This is a genomic window from Sphingobacterium micropteri (assembly GCF_014692515.1).
Classification (GTDB): Bacteria; Bacteroidota; Bacteroidia; order Sphingobacteriales; family Sphingobacteriaceae; genus Sphingobacterium; species Sphingobacterium micropteri.
The window spans coordinates 192,816-217,872 of sequence record NZ_JACOIK010000004.1 but is presented as its reverse complement, the minus strand read 5'-3'; the positions used below and the strand labels follow the sequence as shown (position 1 = coordinate 217,872).

24 protein-coding genes are annotated in these 25,057 nt (G+C 41.1%); 14 read left to right on the top strand and 10 right to left on the bottom strand.

Annotated elements, in window-relative coordinates; translation table 11 throughout:
• Positions 1-10 precede the first annotated feature (10 nt).
• The 6 genes from H8B06_RS06940 to H8B06_RS06915 all read right to left on the bottom strand — a co-directional run bounded on the left by H8B06_RS06940 (position 11) and on the right by H8B06_RS06915 (position 5,414).
• Positions 11-805, bottom strand: a complete 795-nt coding sequence (locus H8B06_RS06940; RefSeq protein WP_190993569.1) for a (Fe-S)-binding protein — start codon at positions 803-805, stop codon at positions 11-13.
• Between the two features lie 55 nt (positions 806-860).
• Positions 861-2,153, bottom strand: coding sequence for a (Fe-S)-binding protein (locus tag H8B06_RS06935; protein WP_190993568.1), 1,293 nt, complete (start codon positions 2,151-2,153; stop codon positions 861-863).
• Positions 2,154-2,245: 92 nt separating this feature from the next.
• Entirely contained in the window at positions 2,246-3,181 is a 936-nt protein-coding gene (gene rimK, locus H8B06_RS06930) for a 30S ribosomal protein S6--L-glutamate ligase (RefSeq protein WP_190993567.1), read from the bottom strand.
• Between the two features lie 56 nt (positions 3,182-3,237).
• A complete protein-coding gene (locus tag H8B06_RS06925) occupies positions 3,238-3,648 on the bottom strand; it encodes an ATP-dependent zinc protease family protein (protein WP_190993566.1) in 411 nt (136 codons plus the stop codon).
• A 37-nt stretch (positions 3,649-3,685) separates the two neighbouring features.
• Complete coding sequence (locus H8B06_RS06920) at positions 3,686-4,864, bottom strand: AIR synthase related protein (RefSeq protein ID WP_190993565.1); 1,179 nt, start codon at positions 4,862-4,864, stop codon at positions 3,686-3,688.
• 55 nt (positions 4,865-4,919) lie between these two features.
• Positions 4,920-5,414 (bottom strand): DNA-deoxyinosine glycosylase, encoded by a 495-nt coding sequence (locus H8B06_RS06915; protein ID WP_190993564.1) that lies wholly within the window; start codon positions 5,412-5,414, stop codon positions 4,920-4,922.
• A 366-nt stretch (positions 5,415-5,780) separates the two neighbouring features.
• On the opposite strand from H8B06_RS06915, the gene H8B06_RS06910 reads away from it, so the two are divergent.
• The 9 genes from H8B06_RS06910 to H8B06_RS06870 all read left to right on the top strand — a co-directional run bounded on the left by H8B06_RS06910 (position 5,781) and on the right by H8B06_RS06870 (position 12,416).
• Positions 5,781-6,350, top strand: a complete 570-nt coding sequence (locus H8B06_RS06910) for a UbiX family flavin prenyltransferase (RefSeq protein WP_190993563.1) — start codon at positions 5,781-5,783, stop codon at positions 6,348-6,350.
• A 207-nt stretch (positions 6,351-6,557) separates the two neighbouring features.
• Complete coding sequence (locus H8B06_RS06905; protein WP_190993562.1) at positions 6,558-7,826, top strand: dihydroorotase; 1,269 nt, start codon at positions 6,558-6,560, stop codon at positions 7,824-7,826.
• A 3-nt stretch (positions 7,827-7,829) separates the two neighbouring features.
• Positions 7,830-8,498 (top strand): hypothetical protein, encoded by a 669-nt coding sequence (locus tag H8B06_RS06900; RefSeq protein WP_190993561.1) that lies wholly within the window; start codon positions 7,830-7,832, stop codon positions 8,496-8,498.
• Between the two features lie 3 nt (positions 8,499-8,501).
• A complete protein-coding gene (locus tag H8B06_RS06895) occupies positions 8,502-9,140 on the top strand; it encodes a DUF4199 domain-containing protein (RefSeq protein ID WP_190993560.1) in 639 nt (212 codons plus the stop codon).
• Between the two features lies 1 nt (position 9,141).
• Positions 9,142-10,092, top strand: a complete 951-nt coding sequence (locus tag H8B06_RS06890) for a glycosyltransferase family 2 protein (RefSeq protein ID WP_190993559.1) — start codon at positions 9,142-9,144, stop codon at positions 10,090-10,092.
• Between the two features lie 3 nt (positions 10,093-10,095).
• On the top strand, positions 10,096-11,091 hold the full coding sequence (locus tag H8B06_RS06885; protein WP_190993558.1) for a glycosyltransferase: 996 nt from the start codon (positions 10,096-10,098) through the stop codon (positions 11,089-11,091).
• Positions 11,092-11,138: 47 nt separating this feature from the next.
• Positions 11,139-11,411: a hypothetical protein gene (locus tag H8B06_RS06880; RefSeq protein WP_190993557.1), complete on the top strand. Its 273-nt coding sequence runs from the start codon at positions 11,139-11,141 to the stop codon at positions 11,409-11,411.
• Entirely contained in the window at positions 11,408-12,178 is a 771-nt protein-coding gene (locus tag H8B06_RS06875) for an MBL fold metallo-hydrolase (RefSeq protein ID WP_190993556.1), read from the top strand. Before H8B06_RS06880 ends, H8B06_RS06875 begins: the two co-directional genes overlap by 4 nt.
• Positions 12,179-12,263: 85 nt before the next feature.
• Complete coding sequence (locus H8B06_RS06870; protein WP_130140517.1) at positions 12,264-12,416, top strand: lmo0937 family membrane protein; 153 nt, start codon at positions 12,264-12,266, stop codon at positions 12,414-12,416.
• On the opposite strand, the gene H8B06_RS06865 is transcribed toward H8B06_RS06870, so the two are convergent.
• The 4 genes from H8B06_RS06865 to H8B06_RS06850 all read right to left on the bottom strand — a co-directional run bounded on the left by H8B06_RS06865 (position 12,413) and on the right by H8B06_RS06850 (position 17,916).
• Entirely contained in the window at positions 12,413-13,111 is a 699-nt protein-coding gene (locus tag H8B06_RS06865; protein ID WP_190993555.1) for a 2-C-methyl-D-erythritol 4-phosphate cytidylyltransferase, read from the bottom strand. The two genes, H8B06_RS06870 and H8B06_RS06865, sit on opposite strands and share 4 nt — an antisense overlap.
• Before the next feature lie 179 nt (positions 13,112-13,290).
• Entirely contained in the window at positions 13,291-16,320 is a 3,030-nt protein-coding gene (locus H8B06_RS06860; protein ID WP_190993554.1) for an AAA family ATPase, read from the bottom strand.
• 2 nt (positions 16,321-16,322) lie between these two features.
• Complete coding sequence (locus H8B06_RS06855) at positions 16,323-17,549, bottom strand: metallophosphoesterase family protein (RefSeq protein ID WP_190993553.1); 1,227 nt, start codon at positions 17,547-17,549, stop codon at positions 16,323-16,325.
• An 88-nt stretch (positions 17,550-17,637) separates the two neighbouring features.
• On the bottom strand, positions 17,638-17,916 hold the full coding sequence (locus H8B06_RS06850; protein ID WP_190993552.1) for a SelT/SelW/SelH family protein: 279 nt from the start codon (positions 17,914-17,916) through the stop codon (positions 17,638-17,640).
• A gap of 242 nt (positions 17,917-18,158) precedes the next feature.
• Between H8B06_RS06850 and H8B06_RS06845 the strand changes: the two genes are divergently transcribed.
• The 5 genes from H8B06_RS06845 (at position 18,159) to H8B06_RS06825 (ending at position 24,761) form a co-directional block, all read left to right on the top strand.
• A complete protein-coding gene (locus tag H8B06_RS06845) occupies positions 18,159-20,435 on the top strand; it encodes an ATP-dependent helicase (RefSeq protein WP_190993551.1) in 2,277 nt (758 codons plus the stop codon).
• Between the two features lie 58 nt (positions 20,436-20,493).
• Positions 20,494-21,186, top strand: coding sequence for a DUF4290 domain-containing protein (locus H8B06_RS06840; protein WP_190993550.1), 693 nt, complete (start codon positions 20,494-20,496; stop codon positions 21,184-21,186).
• 127 nt (positions 21,187-21,313) lie between these two features.
• Positions 21,314-22,633, top strand: a complete 1,320-nt coding sequence (gene murA / locus H8B06_RS06835; protein WP_190993549.1) for a UDP-N-acetylglucosamine 1-carboxyvinyltransferase — start codon at positions 21,314-21,316, stop codon at positions 22,631-22,633.
• A gap of 258 nt (positions 22,634-22,891) precedes the next feature.
• The gene (locus H8B06_RS06830) at positions 22,892-24,229 is read left to right on the top strand and encodes an ammonium transporter (RefSeq protein WP_190993548.1); all 1,338 of its coding nucleotides are present in this window, start codon (positions 22,892-22,894) and stop codon (positions 24,227-24,229) included.
• 211 nt (positions 24,230-24,440) lie between these two features.
• Positions 24,441-24,761, top strand: a complete 321-nt coding sequence (locus H8B06_RS06825) for a helix-turn-helix domain-containing protein (RefSeq protein ID WP_190993547.1) — start codon at positions 24,441-24,443, stop codon at positions 24,759-24,761.
• Positions 24,762-25,057: the final 296 nt, after the last annotated feature.

Genomic DNA, 25,057 nt, shown 5'->3' with positions numbered 1-25,057 from the left:
GGTCTGTCGGTCATAGCTTGTTCGCCTTAGCAGTAATTTCGGCAACATCTAGTACCTGAATCTCTTGCTCTTTTTCTTTCGCTTTAACACCGTCCCGTAGCATAGTCATACAGAATGGGCAAGCGGCAGCGACTATAGTTGCCCGCGATTCAATAACATCTTCCACACGTTCGACATTGATATCTTTTCTTCCCGGCTCGGGTTCCTTGAACATTTGTGCGCCACCTGCGCCACAACATAGGCCATTGCTCCTACAACGTTTTAATTCAACCAGATCTGCATCAAGTACCTCTAATACTTGCCGGGGGGCTTCATATACTTCATTGGCGCGACCTAAATAACAGGGATCGTGGTAGGTGATGCGCTTTCCTTTGAATTCATTTCCATCAGCAGGTTTGAGCTTTCCTTCGGCTATCAACGATTGGATTAGTTGAGTGTGATGGATAACTTCGAAATTTCCGCCTAAATTCGGATATTCATTTTTTAGCGTATTGAAACAATGGGGACAGGCCGTGACAATTTTCGTTATTTCGTATCCATTTAGGACCTCTATATTCATCATCGCCTGCATTTGAAAAAGAAACTCGTTTCCCGCTCTTTTTGCGGGATCACCGGTGCAATTTTCTTCTGTACCTAAAATGGCATATTTGATGCCTACATGGTGCAGAATTTTACAAATAGATTTGGTGATACGCTGGGCACGCTCGTCAAAACTGCCTGCACATCCAACCCAAAACAAAATATCCGGACGTTCGCCTTTGGCTATCATTTCTGCTACCGTAGGGATATGAAGTTGATTTTCCATAAATCGTTGTTCGTTTTTCGTGACTCGTGATTTGTTTTTACATTTGCTTCACGTGTTACTCTTTACTCCAATTAGCACGATCCGCCTGTGCGTACTTCCAGGGAGCTCCGTTATTTTCTAGATTGCCGAACATCGCGTTAATGCTCGCGGGTGCCTGTGATTCCTCCATTACCGCATATTGGCGTAATCCAATAATAATCTCTAAAGGGTCAATATTCACGGGGCATGCTTCTACACAGGCGTTACACGTTGTGCACGCCCATATTTCTTCTCTTGTGATATAGGTATCTATTAGTGATTTGTTGTCATCTTGAAAAGCGCTGTTTTTTGCTATATTTTGTCCTACTTCTGCTAGTCGATCTCGCGTATCCATCATAATTTTACGAGGTGACAACAGCTTACCGGTAATGTTAGCAGGACAGGCAGCCGTACAACGGCCGCATTCGGTACAGGTATAGGCGTCTAATAGGTTTTTCCAAGTGAGATCTTGTACGTCCTTCACACCAAACCGACTAACTTCTCCTGTAGGGGGGGGAAGTGATGGATCTAGCATCGCTTTTACTTCTTCGGTTACAGCAGGCATATTGTTGAATTTACCTTTCGGTTCCAATTTCGAAAAATAGGTGTTCGGGAAAGCCAGAATAATATGTAAATGCTTCGATATCGGGAGGTAGTTTAAGAAGGCTAACACGCCGATAATATGAAACCACCAAGCGAATCTTTCTATTCCTATCAAAATAGAGGTAGATTCCGGCAATAAGGGAAGTAGAAACTGGCTGACGGGAAATGCGCCTGCATGATGATAGGCTGGATGATTAAGTTGTTGAAGTTTAAAGTCGGCGGCATTCATGAAAAGAAACGCCGTCATGAGTAAGATTTCCGCAATTAGGATAAGATTGGCGTCTGTTTTTGGCCAGTTCTTGAGCTCTCGGCCGCTAAAACGATAAATATGTAGGAAATTTCGTCGAATAAGAAAGATCACACAACTGAATAGTACGGCGAAAGCCAGCCACTCAAAAGCGTATATAAGCCCATCATAAAAAGATCCTAAAGACGAAAAAATACGATGTGTGCCGAATAATCCATCGATAACGATCTCCAGCATCTCGATGTTGATAATACAGAAACCCACATATACACCTAAATGCAATAAGGCAGGAAGTGGCTTCTTGAACATCTTTTTTTGTCCGAAAGCAACCAGAAACATCAATTTCAAGCGTTCAACCGGTCTGTCGCTTCGATTTATTGCTTTGCCAAGCTTTATATTTTTGTAGATACGGCGAGCGTTTCTAGCGAAAATTACTACGGCGAGTGCGAACAAACAAAAGAAGATGATTTGACCCATCATAACTATTTTAGTTGGTTTCTACACAAATATAGCGATACGGTTTAATACTATGCTAGCATAACACATATTTGGAAAGATTAAAAATAGCGGGCTTACAGTTTGCTCTCTTTTTTCACCTTGCGTTTGGTGTTTACGGCTCTTGCGGCCTGTGTGATAGCATATTGCCCTTCTAGGTATTTCACAATCTCGCAGGCAATGTCTTTTCCTGTGGCGGTCTCAATACCTTCTAGCCCCGGCGATGAATTGACCTCCAGGATGAGGGGGCCACGTGCGGAGGGGAGCATGTCTACGCCTGCTACGGTGAGTCCCATGGCTTTGGCTGCGGACACAGCCGTCTGCTTTTCTGCACGTGTCAGCTTGACAATTTCGGCGCTCCCGCCGCGGTGGAGATTCGACCGAAACTCTCCCTCTTTAGCCGTACGTTTCATAGCGCCTACTACTTTGCCATCCACAACAAATGCCCGGATATCCGTTCCTTTTGCTTCCTTAATATATTCTTGTATCAGAATGTTGTTGCCTAGGCCATAAAAGGCTTCGATAACCGAAGAGGCAGCTTTCTTTGTCTCTGCCAATACGACGCCTATACCTTGTGTTCCCTCTAATAGCTTAATCACCAGCGGTGCACCACCGACCATACTGATCAAATCGTCTACATCGGAAACAGAACGCGCAAAACCGGTGATTGGGAGACCGAGACCAGCACCCGACAAAATTTGCATGCAACGTAGTTTATCCCGAGAACGTGTAATAGCCTGGCTTGGGTTGGCAGATACGACACCCATCACTTCAAACTGACGCACGATGGCCGAACCATAGAACGTCAGTGACGAACCGATCCGTGGAATAATGGCGTCGATATGGGATAAATCTTGCCCTTTATAATGAATAGTAGGTTTTCCCTGTTGAATACCCACGTAGCATTTGCTATGGTCGATGACGACGCAATGGTGCCCACGGGATTGAACGGCTTCGACTAAACGTTTGGTCGAATAAAGATTTTTATTTGTAGATAATACAGCAATATTCACGGAGCGTATTTTTTATAGGTAAAACAGATGAGTCTAGGATAAGTTTGGCGTATCATTTATATATTCTTTGCCAGATGGTCTTGTGATACATCGACTAAGAACTTGCCACTAATGAAATTTCTCCCCAACAGCATGGGATAAGACATGGTAGAACGATCTCTTACCGATAGTTTGATGTCGAGTAGTTTGTTGAATAATTTGATCTTCGTTATAAAAATATGTCGTGTTTCGGACTGTCCGAAAGAGCTTTTTACTACGCGCTCCCGGTGGATAAGAAAAGTAAAGTCCGGGTGTCCTTGGATAGTACATCGGATATAGCGATGTCCATCCTTTTCGAAAATTTCAAATTGATTGCAATGTAATACAGAGGTTTCCGCACCCGTATCCACTTTTGCACAAATATTATAGAGTCCCAACTCGGGTAGATCTACTATTTCTATGCGGCCAATGATACGTTTCTCTTGCATTTATCTCTAATTAGAGGGTAAGGATGCTCCCTGCTCTTTATTCATAAATAAACTCTCCGTGTGGCGAGCGAATAGTAACTTTCTTTGAAGTGGCCTCTTCTACATGGCCGATAATTTGTGCCGGAATACCAAACGATTCGGATATGTTGATGATATCTTCAGCAATCTCCTGTGGAACATACAGCTCCATACGATGCCCCATGTTAAAGACCTTATACATCTCTTCCCAAGCCGTGTTCGATTGTTTTTGAATCAGATCAAACAGGGGAGGAACAGGAAATAAATTATCCTTGATAACATGCACATCTTCAACAAAATGTAATACCTTGGTTTGTGCCCCTCCCGAACAGTGAACCATGCCATCAATTTGCGGACGATACTTGTCGAGAATCGTTTTGATGACGGGAGCATATGTACGTGTAGGAGAGAGGACAAGCTTTCCGGCCGTCACTTTTTCATGCTCATTTACGCTTATCGGATCTGTTAAATTGCAGCTGCCTGAAAATACCAATTCATAAGGGACAGCAGGGTCATAGCTTTCTGGATACTTTTCAGCTATATATTTATGAAAAACATCATGGCGGGCTGACGTCAAACCATTGGACCCCATGCCGCCGTTATATTCTTTTTCATAACTAGCTTGTCCGTATGATGCTAATCCGACAATAACATTTCCGGCTTTGATACGGTGATTAGAAATAACATCTTCCCGTTTCATTCGGCAGGTTACGGTGCTATCCACAATAATGGTGCGTACTAAATCACCGACGTCAGCAGTTTCCCCTCCGGTTGAGTAGATGCCAATACCCAATTGTCGCAATTCCGCAAGAATATCTTCTGTGCCGTTGATGATTTCAGCAATTACTTCACCCGGGATGACGTTTTTATTACGTCCAATGGTAGAGGAAAGCAAGATATTGTCAATTGCACCCACACAAAGAAGGTCATCTAGGTTCATGATAATGGCATCTTGGGCGATACCGCGCCAAACAGAGCTGTCACCGGTCTCTTTCCAATACACATAAGCCAGCGACGATTTTGTGCCCGCACCATCCGCATGCATAATGTTGCACCAAGCTTCATCGCCTCCCAGTATATCGGGTATGATTTTACAGAAAGCTTTCGGGAATAAACCCTTATCAATGTTCTTGATCGCGTTGTGTACATCCTCTTTGCCGGCGGACACACCCCTTTGGTTGTATTTTAAGTCTGACATCGTATGTGCAAAAATAATAAACCCAATGATATTCCTATAACGGAAAGATAAATTATTAAGCTGTGCTTGCCATTTTACGAACGACTTCCCAAGCGCCTAACAACCGTTCTTGATTAAAACTGGCGTTCGCGGGGCTCGTGCTCGGAAGTGTGATATATTGAATGCCAGCAGTCCGTTTAAAATATTTGTCGAATAGCTTTTGTGCTTTTTGTCCGTTAAAGCAAACAGTCCTGATATCGGGATTATCTTGAAGCAATTGGTCTATTTTGTTAGGACTTTCCGCTAAAATGTCTGTATCCATGCTACCTTTTCGAATAGCTGCTTCACAGACATCCCACAATGCAATATGATGTTGATGTAACAAGTTGACTCGACTAGCATAGTCCATCGGAACCGGTACGGATAGGAGTAAAGCCAATATCTTCCAAAAGCGATTTTGGGGATGCGCATAATATTGGTTTTCCTGCAACGATTTGTCGCCCGGTAAGGAGCCTAAAATCAGAAGTTTGCTCTTTTCGGGAATAATAGGGGCGAATGATTTTTTGAACATAATTCTAATTTAGTTCTTTTTTTAGAAAAAAGAACGAAAAAATCGCCGCTTCGAATGTTTTACATTGGGGGGACTACTAAGGATGAGTTTGTACAGTTGTAAAACATTCGTATGCGGCATTTTAATGTTAAGGGAGGGTTCATACAATTGTACTGTCCCCTCTTTAACACCTAAATGCCACATATAAAATTTTGAAATATGTAGAAATCTAATTTATGCACTATTCCTCCATTCAAAATTTTAAAGTGGCGAGTTTTTTTGCATACTTTTTTTGCGGAAAAAAAAGTATGAGCCATGCCACGGCTTGAGCGACACAAAAATTGTATAAAATAAACCTTATTTTTTGATAGCTTTGTCTAGAACGTTATGAAACAAAAAAAGAAAATAATCGTTGCAATTACCGGCGCTAGCGGGTCGATATACGCCAAGGTACTATTGGATAAATTAAGCAAGCTGAATGATCAAGTGGCGGAAGTGGGTGTGGTGATGTCTGACAACGCGAAGGACGTGTGGAAATTTGAGTTGGGAACGGAGGATTACCAACAGTATCCTTTTACATTTTACAATAAAAACGATTTTATGGCCCCGTTTGCTTCGGGTTCCGCTCGCTTTGAAACGATGATCGTATGTCCCTGTTCTATGGGTACATTAGGACGCATTGCGCACGGGATATCCTCTGATTTGACTACCCGGGCAGCAGACGTCATTTTGAAAGAACGTAGAAAACTGGTGCTGGTTACGCGCGAAACCCCATTAAGCGCTATCCATATACAAAATATGCATTTAATAACGCAAACTGGAGGGATTATATGCCCGGCAAGCCCGTCGTTTTACAGTCTTCCCAAAACGTTCGAAGAACTAGCTGCTACAGTAGTAGACAGGGTACTTTCGCTCTGTGATCTTCACGTGGATAGTTACGCTTGGGGCGATCAGTAATAAAAACCACATTTTCAATATCGGGGTTTCGATATATTTTGTACATTTGTTTTTCAATGAAACAACGTATAAAATTGGATAATTACATTCCATATTTCATTGGTTTATCTCCAGCAAAGCAGCATTGGTTTGTTCCTGTATATGTTTCGTTTACCTTCCGATTAAACACACACTTTTTCTTATTACCTTTTTGTTTAAATACTATTCATGGATAATATATTGATTTCTTCTGCGCAGCTTATATTGCCCGGTCATCCGCAGAACGGAAAGATAGTTGACATACTTATTGAAAAAGGACGTATTAGCCGTATCGCGCCGAACATCAAGCCGACAACTAAAAAATTACATATTGTAGATGGAAAAGGAGCGGTGGTTTCAGCCGGTTTTTTCGATTTGCATGCTAATTTTGGTGAACCAGGCTTAGAAACCAAAGAAGACATCACGACAGGTATTGCAGCGGCGGCGGCGGGTGGATACACGGGAGTAGCTGTTTATCCGAATACAAACCCACCTATTCACAGTCGCTCGGAAGTTGCATTGGTCGTCAATTCCGCTAAAGGAAATATAGTAGATGTATATCCGGTGGGTACGATAAGCAAAAAGCGCGAAGGAAAGGAACTTGCAGAGTTATATGACATGCAAAAGGCGGGAGCAATAGCTTTCAGTGACGGAAATCAAGCCGTTCAGCAAGCAGGTCTAATGGGCCGGGCATTGTTGTATGCCAAAGGATTTGAAGGATTGGTCATCTCTTTTGCAGAAGACGAAACTGTAGCTGGCGGGCATCAAATGAACGAAGGACAGATGAGCACGTATTTAGGCATGAAAGGGAAACCAAATTTAGCGGAATCACTCATGGTCTCTCGAGACTTGTTCTTAGCTGAATATAACGACGCTCGTGTTCATTTTACATGTATTTCTACGGCAGAATCAGTAGATTTGATAAAAAAGGCTAAAACAAAAGGACTAAAAGTGACCTGCGACGTTGCGGCGCATAATCTCGTGTATACGGACGAGGAAGTGGTGGGGTTTGACAGTAATTTTAAGGTCAATCCACCTCTGCGCACTAAGAAAGATATAAAAGTACTTTTGAAAGGGTTGAAAGAGGGAACGATAGATGCTGTTGTTTCACAGCATACACCACACGAAGTAGAATATAAGAATGTGGAGTTTCATATCGCACAAGAAGGTATAGTAGGTTTGCAAACAACATTGCCGTTTTTAATAAAGGCTGGGCTCACTCCCGACGATATTATTCGGTATTTGGTTGTACAACCCAGACAAGTCGTCGGTAAAGATATTCCAACACTTGAAGAGGGAAGCGAAGCTAATCTGGTGCTGTTTGATATGCATGCAAAATGGCGATTGACGGCGGATACGAATAAATCGAAATCGGAAAATAGTCCTGTTTTTGGACAAGAATTAATAGGTAAAGTAAAGTTAGTAATTAACCATAGTCAATTGGTTGAAAATAAATAAGATATGGATGCAAAAGTAAAAAAGGCGTTTGACGCCGGTATGCACACGTATGCACAGATCGAAGGAATTGATGTAGGAGCATTTGAGATAGCCTTGCAACAGGCTTTTGATAAAGAGGCGCCTTTCATCGATAAAGTGGAGGCATTGGACGAAGCTTTCAATGAACACCAACGTTTCGAAGAACTTCGGGAGATTTACTTCGATTTATTGATGGTCAACTTCTTTGCAGAAGATGTGCAGAAATTGGAAGAAGACTATTTGGATTCCCCAGAATGGGAAGCCATTGAAGAAGAAACCATTGATAGAGGCACCGAGTTATTAAACATGTTTCTCTATTTGCAGGAGTGTGAGGATGACGATATAGATCCCTCGCTGGACGACTATTTAAAAGAATTTCTTTTGGTCGAAGAAGATGAGTTTCAGGATGAATATGCTATTTATGAAAAGGTAATCGCTAATCAGATTTTGGTGGAGAGTACCTTTGCTGAAATACATAAAGTAGCTTCGTCATTATCTCCGCAAGATGAATTGAAGGAGCTGTTCTATCCGGTAATGTCTTTCTTCAATGAGCCACATCCCGAAAAGGAACAAGTAACGGAATATCTCGATGTTTCCGACAATAAACCGTTGGATGGCGCTATTTACCAGATTATTGTAAATTTTAATAAATAGATTATGAATCACGATTTTAATTCAACTTTTCCTACGGAAGAAGTAAAAAAAGAAGGTATTAAATATGGGATTTATTTAGGCGTTATCTCTTTGGTTATAAGCATTGTGTCCATGTATGTGCTAGTAAACAGCGCAGACTTTAAGATAAGCTCGATGGTGACAGGGGGCATTTCTTTTGTGCTTATCATTGCATTGTCTGCTTATTTTGCGGTACTACTGAGACGAGTGGCAGGAGGGTTTTGGAATTTTAGCCAAGCGTTGAAAGGAATTTTTGTGATGTTGGCCATTACGGTTATTATCTCCACGGTAGGCGGTGCTTTGTTCAATTTAGCGAATCCCGAACCACAGCAAATCGTTTTTGATAAAACGATCAATTTAACCATCGAAACCATGGAAAGTATTGGAGCAGATGATGACCTTATTGATAAGCAAGTGGCTGATTTAGAAAAGCAAAGAGATGAATTACGGGAGTTTTCCATTGGGCAAAATCTTAAAGGATTGGGCGTGGCATTGATTATGTATTTCATTTTTGCGTTGATTCTTGCGGCGATCTTAAAACGTGAAAGACCAGTCTTTTTGCCTGTACAGAATAATTTAAACCAAGAAGACAACGAAAGGCAAGATAAGCCCGAGGAAGAATAATATGGATATATCGGTTGTTGTCCCTTTATATAATGAGGAAGAATCTTTACCTGAATTAACGGAGTGGATTCGCCGGGTGATGAACGAACGCGGCTTTTCCTATGAAATTATTTTGGTGGATGATGGGAGCAATGATGCGTCTTGGAAAGTAATTGAGGAGCTAAAACTACGGCATGAACAGATTATAGGCGTCAAGTTTCGTCGGAATTATGGTAAATCAGCAGCCTTAAATGTGGGATTCAGTGCAGCCCAAGGAGATGTGGTGATCACCATGGATGCTGATTTGCAGGATAGCCCTGATGAAATCCCCGAGTTGTATGACCGGATAAAGAACCGTGGTGCCGATTTGGTGTCGGGCTGGAAGCAAAAGCGTTACGACCCATTAACCAAAACGATTCCTACAAAGCTGTTTAATTCTGTAACGCGTAGCATGTCGGGAATATATAATCTACATGATTTCAATTGTGGGTTAAAGGCCTATCGCAAAGATGTCGTGAAAAGTGTTGAGGTGTATGGGGAAATGCATCGTTACATACCGGTCTTGGCAAAATGGGCAGGATTTAGGAATATACAGGAACAGATAGTTAAACATTATCCGCGTAAATACGGAACGACAAAATTTGGTCCAGGTCGATTTGTTAAAGGCTTCTTGGATTTACTTTCCATCTTTTTTGTTGGAAAGTTTGGTAAACGTCCGATGCATTTTTTCGGAACTATCGGTGTCTTGAGTTTTATGATCGGTTTTTTTATTACCTGTTATTTGATATTCGAAAAATTGAGAAGCATTGCGGAAGGGACCGTATACCGAAATATAACAGACCAACCCCTGTTTTATCTTTCTTTGGTTGCTATTCTAATTGGAACGCAATTATTTCTGACTGGTTTTATAGCCGAACTTGTTTCCCGTAATTCTTCTGAACGAAACCAATATCATATCGAAAAAGAAATTTAGCATATGTTTTTCTCGATTGTGATTCCTGTGTATAACCGACCACAGGAAATTGACGAGCTTTTGGAATCATTGACTCAACAAGAATATTCACCTTTTGAGGTGATTGTGGTGGAGGATGGCTCGTCTAAACCGGCTAAACACGTTGTGGAAAGCTACCGCGACAGGTTGGATATTCGCTATTATGAGAAAAAAAACGAAGGGCAGGGGTTTGCACGTAATTTCGGCTTCACCCATGCAAAGGGCGATTATTTTATTGTTTTTGATTCAGACATTATCGTGCCGGAGGATTATTTACAGCAAGTAGCCATCGGCATACAACGTGATGGTTGGGATGCTTTTGGCGGGCCAGATGCCGCGCATCCATCCTTTACCGATATTCAAAAAGCTATATCCTATTCGATGACCAGCCCGTTTACGACAGGAGGGATCCGGGGAAATAAACAACACGTAGGAAAGTTTCATCCACGGAGTTTTAACATGGGGATATCTAAAAAAGTTTATGAGCAAACACGGGGATTCAAATTAGCTCGTCGTTCAGAAGATATTGAATTTAGCATCCGTATGATGCAGCAAGGCTTTCGCGTAGGATTAATTCCCGAAGCATTTGTATATCATAAGCGTAGAGCTACTTTTAAGCAGTTTTTTAAGCAGACTTATGGTTTTGGCAAGGGACGTATAGATATTTATAAACTTTTTCCGCAAGAGTTGAAGCTGGTACATGCCCTGCCTGCCGTTTTTGTGCTGGGTTTATCCGGATTGATATTATTGAATCTGGTTAATTGGGGAAGTATGAGCGAAATCCCTGTATTACCGATAATTTGCAGTATTGGCAATATAGTGCTGCTGATTTATACATTCTTGTTGTTTTTACACGCTTGGTTTAGCACAAAAAGTATTCGTGTTGCCGGATTGGGGATTGTGGCTGCCTATACACAATTGATAGCCTACGGGTTAGGTTTTATAAGTAATTATATGGAACGGGTCGTGTGGAAAAAATAGGACGTATTACGACCAGATAATAGGATAAAGTTTTATAATTTAGAATCGTGCTAGCATTCACTCAACATAATTTAGGAAAACTAGAAGACCTTTTTGCTACATTGGGTTATCGGGTTCGGTATGAAAAGGGCTCTTTTCGTACAGGTGCATGTGTACTTCAAAATACACGGGTTATCGTTGTTAACAGATTTTCAAACCTCGAAGTTCGAATTCAGTCGTTAATACAATTATTACGTGATATGGAAGTTGACATAACACTATTAGACGAGAAGAAGATAGCATTATACAAAATGATAAAGAAAGAAGAGGTAGCACGGTGAAGGTAACTTTTTTAGGTACGGGAACTTCACAGGGTGTACCCGTCATCGCCTGTCAATGCGCGGTATGCCAGTCTGCCGATACACATGATAAACGCCTTCGTACGTCCATCATGATCCAATTGGACGATGATACGAATATTGTCGTCGATACCGGTCCTGATTTTCGTTACCAGATGTTACGGGAGGATGTACGTCGCTTGGATGCGGTATTGGTTACACACGCACACAAAGATCATATAGCTGGCATGGATGATGTTCGTGCTTTTAATTATCAACAACAACAATCCATCCCTGTGTATGGAACCGTTATCACACATGAGTCGTTAAAACGTGAGTTTTATTATGCTTTTGGCGAACAGAAGTATCCGGGTGTGCCTCGGTTGGAACTTCGGCCGATTTTGGCAGGAGAGACCTTTCGCGTAGGGACACAGCCTATTATACCTATTGAAGTGATGCATTATAAGATGCCTGTGATGGGATTTCGTCTCGGAAATTTCGCGTATATTACAGATGCTAAAACTGTTTCGGACGAATCAAAGGCGTTATTAAAGGGTGTTGACACATTAGTTATAAACGCTTTGCAAGAAGAACCACACATTTCACATTTCACCAAAGAAGAAGCAATTACCTTTGCTGAGGAAATACAAGCTAAAACGACGTATTTGACGCACATCAGCCACCGATTTGGAAAGCATGAAGATATAGAAACGAAACTTCCCGAAGGTATTCGGGTCGCATATGATCGGCTTGTTATTGATGTTCAATAAAGCAAAACGTTATTCTTGTTAAAACTTTTCTGATTATTCCCTGTTCTATTATTGAAACATGGTATTCATTTAATTTCAATAAGTCATGGGAAATATTCTTTATTTAATCGCGGTTATTCTGGTTATTATTTGGGCTGTTAGCTTTTTTGGCGGATATGCTTCAGGAGGTATTATTCACATCCTGTTAGTGATTGCCATTATTGCTATTCTTCTACGTGTTATACGAGGGGCAGCCTAATTGGTCAATGTTTTTAAATAGAATTGGGCTATGTAAATATCTTCCGGAAAGGTGATTTTTATATTTCGATGATCACCTGGAATAAGATGTATGCTATAGCCCAATTTTTCTACCACGGAGGCATCATCTGTAAACGATGGTAATTCCTCCTGTTGGAATGCCTGATACAGTATATGCCCTTGAAACGTCTGGGGGGTCTGTATAATCCATACTTTCTCTCTCTCCACAGCTTTATTTTCTACTTCATTTCCTTGTCGGATAGAATTTGTACTCGGTACTGCCAATACGGTGGCAGCATAGAGGACGGTTTGTTCAAAGCATGCGTCTATCGTTTCTGATGTAATAATAGGACGGGCGGCATCATGAATGGCGATGAGTGTATTTTCCAGAAACTGATGTTGTTGTTCGGCAATATATTGTACCCCATTTCGGACACTTTGGAAGCGCGTTTCTCCACCGCTAATGACGATATGAGGTGTCTGAAAATCATGTTTTTCGCACAACTCTTCCCAAACAGCGAACATATCGGGGTGCAACACCAATATTAATTGAGGTTTATGCTCGGCATTGGCGAACCTTTCCAGTGTATGCATGACCACGGGTTTTCCATCAAGCAGTAGAAACTGCTTCGGCAAATCACTTTTCATCCGGCTTCCCGATCCCCCAGCAACAATAATAGCGTATCTGTTTTGCATATTTTTTTATTAAATTTTTAAGAAAGGGACTCTGCAATTGTACTGTCCCCTCCTTAACTTCTGAATGCCACATGTAAAATTTTGAAATATGTAGAGATACGATGTATGCAATATCCCTCCATTCAAAATTTTAAAGTGGCGAGTTTTTTCTCCCTTTTTTGCGGACAAAAAAGGGAAAATTAATATAGCCTACTTCCTTTTTCAGTATCATTCACTACGGTAATAGCTCGCGGAATACGTTCTTTCAGTTCCTCCACATGAGAAATAATACCGACGATTCGATTATCTTTATTTAAATATTGCAATGTTTCAAATACCGTATTCATACTTTCGGGGTCTTGCGTGCCAAATCCCTCATCAATGAAGAAGAAGTTCTTGTCTGCTTTGTTCATGGATTGGATGTTTTCTGCCAATGCGAGGGCAAGACAAAGTGACGCCTGAAATGCTTGCCCTCCCGAAAGTGTTTTTACCGAACGTTTAAAGCCATTGTTTAAGAAGTCTATCACCTCAAATTCATTATTTTCATTGATGGTGAGGCTGAGATTATTTTTTGTGAGGCGGTGAAAACGTTGATTGGCAATTTCGCACAAGCGTTGTAAATGTATGCTGGATACATAGTTGACAAAGCCAGATCCGCGGAAAAGATTTTCCAAAGTGGTCAAATTACTTTTACGAAATGTTAGCTTCTCGTATTCTTCCAATAATTTTTCTTTTTTATCAAATTCAACGCGTAAGCGCGCATATTCTTTTTCCAATGCTCCCGTGACACGAATTTGCAATTCCATTTCCTCGCGCTTTAATGTATAGAGTGTCGTCTTTTCCTGATAGATCGATTCCTCATACGCATCATGGACTATACGTTTTTCCAGATCAGCGATATGCCGCAACAGGATTTGTAGGTTTAGGTTGAACTCCTGTATAGTTTTACGGTTATGCTCCACATTCAGATTCTTTTGCAGGATATGCTGTACCTGCACAATATCACTATAGCCATGTTCTTTGAGCAAAGCAGAGATTTCCGCTTGTTTATTGTTGAGTTGTTGGTAGAGCTGTTGAAACTGTTCTTTTGAAGCGGTCCGCTCGCCATTAATATGGGCAAATTCGGTTCTTAAGGACTGAATAGATTCAGAAAGACGTTTGTGACCTTCCTCCAGTAATTTAATCTTATGTAAGGTTTCCTGTTTCTTATTGACAAGTATCGTTTCTTCAAACTGCCCAAATTCATCTATTTTTAAAATATTGATTTGTGCTGTATTATGTTGGTTTAACTGATCGAGTACAATAATACGTTGTTCAAATTCCGCGAGGGAGCTTTTGTATTTTTCTATTTTTGATTGCGCGCTTTGCCACTGCACGCGGAACTCCTTCAAGGATGTTTCCGCCAATTTGATATGGGTTTCCGCAAGATGGTTTTTATCTTTATACGAAAGATAGGTCGTTTTGTCAGTAGGGGAAAATTCTTCCCAGCGGAATTGCTCACGATGGATGTTAAGCTTTTCCGCCATTTTTTGGAGGTTAGATTCCTGTTGAGCGAGTTGTGTGTTCTTCTCCCGTTGCCGTATGGATGCTGCTGTTAGTACTTGATGATTCGCTTTGAGTTGTTGTAAACGCTGTTTTATTTCCGTTTGTTTGCCGAGAACCTCTTGTATGTTGACCGCCACATCATGGTTTATCATAGGATAGGGGTGGTCTAATGCGCCACATAGCGGGCAAGGTTGCCCATCGGCTAGGTTATCAGCAAATTCCGATAACTTTGCTTGCACTTTTAAATGGGTCTCCTCCTGTTGCAGCGAAGTAAACACGGTATTTAATTCCGCTTCTTGCTGAAGTAAGGCCGATTCCCAGTCGTCAATGGCAATTGACTGTTCTTCAAAAACTTTCGTTGTTTGTGTTAATTCGTCGCGGAGTTGTTGGATTTGCGTTTTTAATTCGTTTATACTGCTATGGATATTCTCATCAGTTTGATACCAAGCCTCTAATGCTAATAATACCGACGTGTCTACCCGCGTATTTTTGAGTTCATCCAATCGCTTTTCCTCGCTTTCTATTGACGATAAAAGCTTTTTTTCTTCTTCCTGCGCTTGTAGGAGATAGGGCTTCCCGTCTTGCAGGCGTTTGTGGAGTGCCTCTTGCTGTTTTTTATTTTGGACGATGCTAATAAGCAATTTTAAATCTTCGCTTTCCGCTTTAAATAAATCCAACCGTTGAAAATCAGGGGCTATTTTTTCCCATTCCGTCTCTTCTTTTTCCAAACGACTTAAAACGTCAAGCTTGCGCGAGGTCAGTTGTTCAATTTTATGCGTCAGTTGTTCTTTTTCTTTGTTTAAGCTATGTGTAGTATTTAAGATTTCCCGAAATGCCAGCTGGGTAGTTTCGTATGTCTGTAGTTCTTTTTCCAACTGAGAAATTCGTGGCTGTTCTAGCAAGTATTCTTGCAGCTCTTCTTTTTTATGCGCTAATTCCTCCCGTATTTTTTTGCTCTCCGTAAGTCGGCTGACCTCTTTTTCCAGTGATGCGGTTTCCTCTTTCACCAAGGTCAATTGTTGTTGTGCCGTGTCAAGCTCCTGTTGTTTGCTATGTAGTATTTCCGTACTGACGGCATCGAAGCCTGAGAGTGCGCCGTTTAATTGTTCGAGTTTGCTGTTGTTTTGTTTTTGCAATATCCCAACTTTAGAGCCCAAGTCAAAACGATCGAGGTTAAAGATATCTTTCATCATCTCCGATCGGTCTTTACCTCGCAATTCTAAAAATTCTTTAAATTGTCCTTGTGGAATAATGATAGTCCGTCGGAAATTGGGATAGGTAAGTTGGGTTACGCTTGCTCCATCGTTAGAATCTAATGGTATCCATGAACCATTTTTCCATTCGTAAGCATAACGTTCTAAGGAGGTCGTGTCCTCAAATTTCTTTCGTCGTTTCCATTGTGCCGTGAATCGGAATCTTCGTCCTTCGTAATTTAAGAACTCAAACACGATATTAGCTATATCCGAGCGAAGATTGAGCATATTATAGGCTCTTTTCTCTTGTTTATTGAGTCTTTCCGTTTCACCATATAGCGCAAAACTAATAGCCTCAAGTATCGTTGATTTACCAGAACCTACTTTGCCAAAAATGCCAAATAGTCCGGCTTCTGTCAATTGGGTAAAGTCAATTTCTTGTTTATCTTGATAAGAATATAATCCTTCGATACTTAAATAAAGTGGTAGCATGTTTAATCCTCTGTTTCCGTTTCACAATTAATAACTTCATTTAATAAATCCATTAGTTCTGGATTAGGTTCCTGTCCAAGCCGATGTTGAAAGTAATCCTTAAAAAGGACATCAATATCCTGATCGAGATTGATGGTCGGCGTTTGTGCAGAATTCAATGCTGTTTGTCGTACAATAGGGATGATATGAATGATACCATCGTGTGCTTCATGAATGCGCTTCATGTCGGCAGAATTAAGGAAAGTATTACTGACCAACGTTAGCTCGACCAATGTGCCTGGATTTTCATTTAACCATAACACGGCGTCGTCAACATCATCAAAACGCTTGCGATATAGTTTTCTCCCGGCGATAAGTGGAACAAATCGGTATTGTGCGGGATGTTCGGGAACAGCCTCAACGATCACGACGCCTTTTTTCTGCCCCGCTTCCGAAAAAGAGTAAGCGAGTGGGCTACTGGGATAAACAACTGGACTTTGTTGGTCTCCAATATTCTGAAACCGGTGGAGATGTCCCAATGCCGTGTATTGAATTTGTGACGGGATAGCATCGGAATACACGAGGTCTGCATGCCCCACTTTGAGCGGCTTTTCGCCTTCCGGTTCTTCCAATATTTCTCCGCCACGTTGTAACATATAGAGGTGAGTTGTCAGCAGGTTTACGCCTTGATTGTCACAATGTATGTTTCCGATGGCGAGCCAGTGTTTTCTTAAAAGCTCGTGGAGTTGTTGCGCTTTATCGTCCATGCCCAAGAACTGTTTTAACCGAAGCTCGTTGGCAAATGGCGTATGAATGATACGCAATGGGTAGTTGTATTGCGGTAGGGATATTTCCAGAAATCCCGCAGTTGACACACGGATAGCGAATCCGTCTTTGATTTGAAAGGGTCGAATAGTTGCTTGGGGATATCCGATAAAGATAATTCCACACTCACGCGCAAGTATATCAGGTGCATCGATTCGGTCTGCACTATCATGATTGCCCGCAATGGCGATGACAGGACGTCGCCCTTCCTGACTAAGCCGCCGCAACGTTTTGTATAATAGTTCCACGGCTTCAACTGGTGGATTGAAGGTGTCGAAAAGATCTCCGGCCACAATAACGGCATCTACACTTTCTGCATCTGCTATCTCACATATCTCCGTTAATACGGCGCGCTGTTCTTCTAATCTCGAGAAATAATCCAATCGTTTACCTAAATGCCAGTCGCTCGTATGTAATATCTTCATCCACGTATTTTTTATGCTGTCTTGTGTTTTGGGGATTAAAATTAATGAAATTAATGCCAGAAATACGTTAAGAAGTGTGAATTTACTTTTATTTCTTATCTGAATGTCCTAAATCTTTGCTTGGATTGACTGCATCGCGAACCAGTTGTTTTAATTCTTTGATTTCCGGAAATCGACCTTCTATTTTCCTGTCAAAAAGAACTTCTCCGTCAATTGCGACAGAGAAACGGCCACTGATTTCGCTTGGTACCAGTGTGACACCATAAATGTCATCTACAAAGGTTGTTAACAATTCCTGCGCCATGTAAGCAGAGCGGAGCATCCATCCGCATTTTGGACAATATAAAATAGTAATCGTGGGTTTCATTGTGTTGGGATTATGTATTAAATCGATTTTTTTTAAAAATATAAAAAATCTCTTGCATAAATGTAAAGTAGTTTTTAAATTAGTGGTTCATAATTCAGGCCGCTAGAGCATGGCGGTAAGTTATAATTGGTTTTACAAAGGTTTCTACTCGCCCGGGTAGAAACCTTTATTTTTAGTCGATTATTTTTCTTAATTTTACCGCTACTTTTTGTTAGTGCTTGTCAAAAAAATTAGGAGAAAATTTGGATTATTTAGCAGGATTAAACCCTTCGCAACGGGCAGCGGTGGAGCAGACAGAAGGGCCAGTAATGATCGTTGCCGGTGCGGGTTCGGGAAAGACGCGCGTTATTACCTTCCGTGTGGCACATTTGATTCGCAAGGGCGTGGATCCCTTTCATATTTTGGTGCTTACCTTTACCAACAAAGCAGCAAAGGAAATGCGGGAACGTATTATGAGCGTTGTGGGCCAAGAAGCAAAAAATATATGGATGGGAACCTTCCACTCTGTATTTGCCCGCATTCTTCGTGTAGAAGCAGAGCTTATCGGATATCCTAGGAATTTTACGATTTATGATACGGATGATACAAAAAGTTTGATTCGTGCCATCTTAAAAGAAATGAACCTCGATGATAAGTTGTATAACGCCAATCACGTATATGGACGTATATCTTCCGCTAAAAATAACCTGATCTCTCCGCAAGAATATAATAAAAACGAAGCCATCATGGCGGAGGACATTGCAAATGGACGTCCGCAGATGGGGCAAATTTACATGACCTATGCACAACGTTGTTATCGTGCAGGGGCAATGGATTTCGATGATCTTTTGTTTAAAACAAATGTATTGTTGAATAAGTATCCAGAAGTGTTACACAAATACCAGCATCAATTTAAATACCTGATGGTGGATGAATATCAGGACACGAATTTTTCGCAGTATCTTATTGTAAAAAGGTTGGCTGCGGTCAATGAAAATATCTGTGTGGTAGGGGATGATGCACAAAGTATCTATGCATTCCGTGGGGCAAATATCCAAAACATCCTAAACTTTCAAAAAGATTATCCGGACGTTCAAATTTTTAAACTGGAGCAGAACTACCGCTCCACGAAGATGATTGTCAATGCGGCAAACAGTGTGATCGAAAAGAATCAGAATCAGTTGGAGAAGAATGTTTTTTCGGAAAATGAGGATGGAGAGAAAATAAAGGTTGCCCGTGCGTTTTCTGATAATGAAGAAGGGAAAATTGTAGCAGAGGCTATTACGCAGGAGCGTGCATTAAAAAATCTGCGTTATAAAGATTTCGCTATTTTATACCGAACAAACGCACAATCTCGTGCGATGGAGGAGGCACTGCGAAAAATCAATGTTCCTTATAAACTGTATGGCGGTACATCTTTCTATCAACGTAAGGAAATCAAAGATTTGATTGCGTATTTCCGTTTGACGTTCAATCCTAACGACGAAGAGGCATTAAAGCGGGTCATCAACTATCCACGTAGAGGGATAGGGGATACGACAGTAGAGAAAATTTTGGTGGCTGCCGATCAGCAACAATATCGATTATGGGATGTGGTCGTTAATGCCCACACGTTTCTCGATGGACGAAGTGCCAATGCGGTAGGTAATTTTGGGCTGATGATTCAAAGTTTTCAAGCGGTGGCAAAAACCAACTCGGCGTTTGATACAGCGATGCATATCGCACAACATTCCGGTATATTGAAAGACCTCTATGAAGATAAATCAGTAGAAGGGCTTAGTCGTTATGAAAATATCCAGGAATTGTTGAACGGTATCAAGGAGTTCTCCGAACGTGAAGACATTGAAGAAAAAGGTTTGGATGTGTTTATGCAAGATATCGCCTTGTTGACCAATGATGATAACGACAAAGATCCAAATGCAGATACGGTGTCTATGATGACGATACATGCCTCAAAGGGGTTGGAATTTCCGGTGGTATTCATTGTAGGTCTGGAGGAAAATTTGTTCCCTTCGCAACTCTCTCTAAATTCCCGTTCGGAGCTAGAGGAAGAAAGACGGCTTTTCTATGTTGCGGTGACGCGTGCAGAGAAAAAGTTACATTTGTCTTATGCTACGTCCCGTTATCGTTGGGGAACGCTCAACAATTGTGAGCCTAGTCGTTTCTTGGATGAGCTCAATCCAGCTTGTCTGGAGCTTGATTTTAAGCAACGGCCAGCTACTTTGGAAACAACGGGCGGTTTTCAGTCGGAACGTATGGCTTGGAAGCAGAAAGACACGGAGTCTTACTCGAAACCCAAGCCAAAAATGGTTAAAACAACGTCGATATTGCCGAAGGCGCACGTGCCCACGCCGGGCTTTGCACCGTCGGATACATCCGCGCTGCAGGTCGGTATGGAAGTAGAGCATGAACGGTTCGGGTTTGGAAAAGTAGTAAACTTAGAAGGTAACCGGCCGGATATAAAAGCAACTATTTTCTTTAAAGAGTTGGGACAGAAACAATTGTTGCTTAAATTTGCAAAACTTAGAATAGTACAATAATAAGATAAGATAATAAACTACGCTTATAGAGCGTTTTCTAAGCGTAAAACTACACTTTATGGATTTCGACTACAACAGTACCCGGTCAAAATTAATTTTGGCAGAATATGGAAGAAATGTGCAAAATATGGTAGACTATATCTGCACGCTTCCTACAAAAGAGGAGAGAAACCGATATGCGCAGGTCGTGATCGACATGATGGGCGTATTGAACCCGCATTTGCGGGATGTTTCGGATTTTAAGCATAAACTATGGGATCATTTGCATATCATTTCTGATTTTAAGATTGATGTGGATTCCCCATATCCTATTCCGGCGCGTGACGCTATTCACAAGAAACCGGATCTATTGGATTATCCGCAACATTCCATTCGTTATAAACATTATGGTCACACCATCGAGCGTATGATTGAAAAGGCGCTCGCTATGCCTGCTCCAGAAAATAGGGAGCGCATGGCGTTGTCCATTGCCAATTTCATGAAGATGGCTTATATGACCTGGAATAAGGATACGGTGCAAGATGATCATATTATCCAGAATTTAGCGGAACTTTCTAATGGACTATTGACATTGCCTGCGGATACGGTGCTAACTAAGCTGGATTTTAAAACACCTCCTCCGGGCAGTCGGACAAAAATTGGAACTACGCCTACTAATAACAATAACCAAAAAAATAACCAGAAAAGTAGCGGTAAAAAGAATATGGTGAAGAAGAAAAACGGGCCTAAAAAAGTTTCGTACAGAAGGTAAACTTATTTGACTGTTTAAATAGGAGGGCAATTGTGTGGCGAGAATCGTTATTCAGTTGCTCTCTGTTTTATTTTAAAGTTAGAAAGTGATGGGATTAGGAAGTTATACATATACTATATAATAAGGTATGAACGCATTTGAAATAGTTGGTGGAAAGAAATTAAAGGGGGAGATTATTCCTCAAGGAGCAAAGAATGAAGCATTACAGATTCTGTCCGCTGTGTTGCTCACGGAGGAGAAAGTGACGGTGAGTAATATTCCCGATATTAAGGACGTAAATAAATTAATTGACCTTTTAGTAGCGCTGGGTGTTTCGGTCGATCGGATCAATAAGGATACCTATTCATTTGAAGCAAAAAATATCAATATCGATTATTTTCAGTCAGAAGAGTTCAAACATAAGGGAGGGGGATTGCGGGGTTCCATTATGATTGTCGGGCCGCTGTTGGCTCGCTTTGGAAAGGCAGCGATTCCCAAGCCGGGGGGAGATAAGATAGGCCGACGCCGGTTGGATACGCATTTTCTGGGATTTGAGAAACTGGGGGCAAAATTCGTTTATGATGCCGAAAAGAATTTCTTTCATGTAGATGCATCGGAATTAAAAGGTGCGTATATTTTGATGGATGAGGCTTCGGTAACGGGTACCGCAAATATTGTTATGGCAGCTGTATTGGCCAACGGAGTCACTACAATTTATAATGCTGCTTGCGAACCTTATTTGCAGCAGTTATGTAAAATGTTGAACCGTATGGGCGCCAAAATATCGGGTATCGGATCAAATTTGTTGACGATTGAAGGAGTAGATCGATTACAGGGAACGAGTCACCGCATGTTGCCAGATATGATTGAAATTGGATCTTTTATAGGTATGGCGGCGATGACGGGATCGGAAATTACGATTAAAGATGTCTGTTTTTCAGAATTGGGAATTATCCCCACTGTATTTTCTAAACTGGGAATACAATTTGAGTTGCGCGAAGATGATATTTTTATTCCTGCACAAGACTCCTACGAAATTGAAACCTTTATCGATGGCTCTATATTGACGGTTGCAGACGCACCATGGCCAGGCTTCACGCCCGATCTATTAAGCATTGTTTTGGTGACGGCTATTCAAGCAAAAGGAAATGTATTGATTCATCAAAAGATGTTCGAAAGCCGATTGTTCTTTGTAGATAAACTGATTGATATGGGCGCGCAAATTATTCTTTGTGATCCACACCGCGCAACGGTCATTGGCCTGAATAAGCAGGTGAAATTAAGAGGTATTGAAATGACTTCACCGGACATTCGAGCGGGTGTTTCTCTTTTAATTGCTTCGCTCTCGGCTCAGGGGAGGTCTATCATATATAATATAGATCAGATCGAACGTGGGTACCAAGATATTGAAGATAGATTGCGGGCCTTAGGGGCTGATATTCGAAGAATAGAAGTGCCGCAAGTATAAGTTGAATATTGAATAATATGGAAAGGGTAAACATAAAGTTTGCCCTTTTTTGTTTGTGTAAATGGTTTTTTTTGTGTGGTTTTTGTGGTTTTGTGTGGTAAGAATATATTTTTTATATATGTATTGGTGTTTTTCTGGGTTTTTGTTGTTTTTATTATGCATATTTCATGTATTTGTGTGTTTTAGTTTTAATTTTTTAAATAAAAAGCTTGTTTTTTGTAAATTTTTCATATTATTGCATTATAAAAATTGTGAAATATGTCTATATATCAGAAAAAATCATTTTTACCATTCTTATTGATGGTTGCTTTAGTGGTTATTGCATTTTTTAACCCCGCTTTGCCGACAGGATCCGCTGAACATGAGTACAGTTCTGCAGATGTGGCCTGGATGTTAACTTCAACGGCATTGGTTTTAATCATGACTCCCGGTTTAGCCTACTTTTACGGTGGAATGGTTAAAAAAAGAAATGTTATTTCTACCATGCTCCAAAGCTTTATATGCATGGCAGTTGTAGCTGTTATGTGGTTTGCATTTGGGTTCAGTTTAGTATTTGGTGACTCTATCGGTGGAGTTATTGGAAATCCAACGACATTCTTTATGTTTAACGGCGTATTAGATCGCGAACCTTGGGATGGCGCTCCTACTATACCATTCGTATTGTTTGCTATGTTTCAGCTCAAATTTGCTATTATAACACCGGCGCTTATAACGGGGGCTTTTGCAGAACGTATTCGTTTTACATCCTATATTCTTTTCATTTGCTTATTTTTTATTTTTATTTACGCACCGCTGGCACACGCAACATGGCATCCAGATGGTGTATTACTTCAAATGGGCGTTTTAGATTTTGCTGGTGGAACAGTGGTGCATATGTCTGCCGGATTAACAGCATTAGCTTCCGCCATCTACTTGAAACAAGGTAAAACAGCTAAAGAACATACGCCAGCAAGAATAACGTATGTCCTTTTGGGTACAGGGTTATTATGGTTCGGTTGGTTTGGTTTCAATGCAGGGTCAGCTTTTGCGGCGGACGCCTTGGCGGCAACGGCTATGGCTACCACTACAGCAGCATCTGCTGCGGCAGCGATTATGTATATCTTGTTTGATGCTGCTAGAGGCATTAAACCCTCTGCTATGGGTACATGTATTGGGGTTGTTGTTGGTTTAGTAGCTATTACGCCCGCTGCGGGATTTGTTAGCATTCCACATTCTATCGTTATAGGTGCTATCGCAGCTATCATAAGCCGATTACTGATCGATTGGCGTACGAAATCGAATATTGACGATACATTGGATGTATTTCCTAGCCACGGTGTCGGCGGTATGGTCGGTATGATATTAACAGGCGTATTTGCGCATTCTGCTATCAACGGAGCCGTGGAAGTGAATGGTCTGTATTACGGCGAAACAGGACTGTTTACCGCACACCTTATGGGTCTTGTCGGAGCCTCTGTATTTATTCTCGTGGTCGCATTTATTCTTCTAAAAGTGACGGATGTGATAACGCCGTTGCGTGTCAGCGAACAAGAGGAGGAAGAGGGACTGGATTTATCGCAACACGGCGAAAGACTTTCGTATGATGCTAATAATTAATGGACATTAAATTTCCTCGATTACTAAATAAATAATGGAAAAGGCCGATGCAAATCGGTCTTTTTTTTTATCGTAACCTTTTGTTTTTAGTATGGATATCCTCATGATAGCACCAGACAGGAAATAAAAAAAGATGTAAATTCTTATTTTAGCGTTTATATAAATTGAAAAATATACTATACTATAATTGTTGGTTAGCATGAGAAGATAAATGGCTGAAAAATTAAATTTGCTTTATGAAGAAGCGAAGGTGTACGTCAGGGCACACTACGGCGAGAAAGATCTGAACCATTTGGGCATCGCTAAGGCACTTGGATGCTCTACCAGGCAACTTAGCCGGGCTTTCGAAGGTAAACCGGAAACGTTGCACGCTTGGATTATAAAAATCCGATTGCTTGTAGGTCACAATCTGTTGGCGAGCGAACCTAAATTATCTATACGGGAGGTAGCGCGTCGGTTACATTTCTATGATGACAAGCACTTTAGGCGCGCGTATAAAAAGCAATTTGGTTGCCTGCCACGGCAATCGTAAAATCTGCTTAACGCTTGCGGGATTTGTTTCCGGAATAAGGATTATTTGTTGGTGAATAAAGATCGTTTGTTGGTGCTTCTAAACTTTATTTCTGGATTAAGAACGATATGTTGGGGAATAAAGAAGTTTTTTAGGGATTTAGCACTTTGTTTCTGGATTAGGAACAGTATGTTGGGGAATAAAGGAGTTTTTTAGGGATTTAGAACATTATTCGTGGATTAAGAACAAATGTTGGGGAATAAAGAAATTTTTTGGGGATTTAGAACATTATTCGTGGGTTAAGAACTTTTTTTAAG

What these genes read in the sequence shown, in the direction of transcription:
- H8B06_RS06940 (WP_190993569.1), bottom strand. Translation starts at nt 805, where the DNA reads ATGGAAAATCAACTTCATATCCCTACGGTAGCAGAAATGATAGCCAAA.
- H8B06_RS06935 (WP_190993568.1), bottom strand. Translation starts at nt 2,153, where the DNA reads ATGATGGGTCAAATCATCTTCTTTTGTTTGTTCGCACTCGCCGTAGTA.
- H8B06_RS06925 (WP_190993566.1), bottom strand. Translation starts at nt 3,648, where the DNA reads ATGCAAGAGAAACGTATCATTGGCCGCATAGAAATAGTAGATCTACCC.
- H8B06_RS06920 (WP_190993565.1), bottom strand. Translation starts at nt 4,864, where the DNA reads ATGTCAGACTTAAAATACAACCAAAGGGGTGTGTCCGCCGGCAAAGAG.
- H8B06_RS06915 (WP_190993564.1), bottom strand. Translation starts at nt 5,414, where the DNA reads ATGTTCAAAAAATCATTCGCCCCTATTATTCCCGAAAAGAGCAAACTT.
- H8B06_RS06910 (WP_190993563.1), top strand. Translation starts at nt 5,781, where the DNA reads ATGAAACAAAAAAAGAAAATAATCGTTGCAATTACCGGCGCTAGCGGG.
- H8B06_RS06905 (WP_190993562.1), top strand. Translation starts at nt 6,558, where the DNA reads ATGGATAATATATTGATTTCTTCTGCGCAGCTTATATTGCCCGGTCAT.
- H8B06_RS06900 (WP_190993561.1), top strand. Translation starts at nt 7,830, where the DNA reads ATGGATGCAAAAGTAAAAAAGGCGTTTGACGCCGGTATGCACACGTAT.
- H8B06_RS06895 (WP_190993560.1), top strand. Translation starts at nt 8,502, where the DNA reads ATGAATCACGATTTTAATTCAACTTTTCCTACGGAAGAAGTAAAAAAA.
- H8B06_RS06890 (WP_190993559.1), top strand. Translation starts at nt 9,142, where the DNA reads ATGGATATATCGGTTGTTGTCCCTTTATATAATGAGGAAGAATCTTTA.
- H8B06_RS06885 (WP_190993558.1), top strand. Translation starts at nt 10,096, where the DNA reads ATGTTTTTCTCGATTGTGATTCCTGTGTATAACCGACCACAGGAAATT.
- H8B06_RS06870 (WP_130140517.1), top strand. Translation starts at nt 12,264, where the DNA reads ATGGGAAATATTCTTTATTTAATCGCGGTTATTCTGGTTATTATTTGG.
- H8B06_RS06865 (WP_190993555.1), bottom strand. Translation starts at nt 13,111, where the DNA reads ATGCAAAACAGATACGCTATTATTGTTGCTGGGGGATCGGGAAGCCGG.
- H8B06_RS06860 (WP_190993554.1), bottom strand. Translation starts at nt 16,320, where the DNA reads ATGCTACCACTTTATTTAAGTATCGAAGGATTATATTCTTATCAAGAT.
- H8B06_RS06855 (WP_190993553.1), bottom strand. Translation starts at nt 17,549, where the DNA reads ATGAAGATATTACATACGAGCGACTGGCATTTAGGTAAACGATTGGAT.
- H8B06_RS06850 (WP_190993552.1), bottom strand. Translation starts at nt 17,916, where the DNA reads ATGAAACCCACGATTACTATTTTATATTGTCCAAAATGCGGATGGATG.
- H8B06_RS06840 (WP_190993550.1), top strand. Translation starts at nt 20,494, where the DNA reads ATGGATTTCGACTACAACAGTACCCGGTCAAAATTAATTTTGGCAGAA.
- murA (WP_190993549.1), top strand. Translation starts at nt 21,314, where the DNA reads ATGAACGCATTTGAAATAGTTGGTGGAAAGAAATTAAAGGGGGAGATT.
- H8B06_RS06830 (WP_190993548.1), top strand. Translation starts at nt 22,892, where the DNA reads ATGTCTATATATCAGAAAAAATCATTTTTACCATTCTTATTGATGGTT.
- H8B06_RS06825 (WP_190993547.1), top strand. Translation starts at nt 24,441, where the DNA reads ATGGCTGAAAAATTAAATTTGCTTTATGAAGAAGCGAAGGTGTACGTC.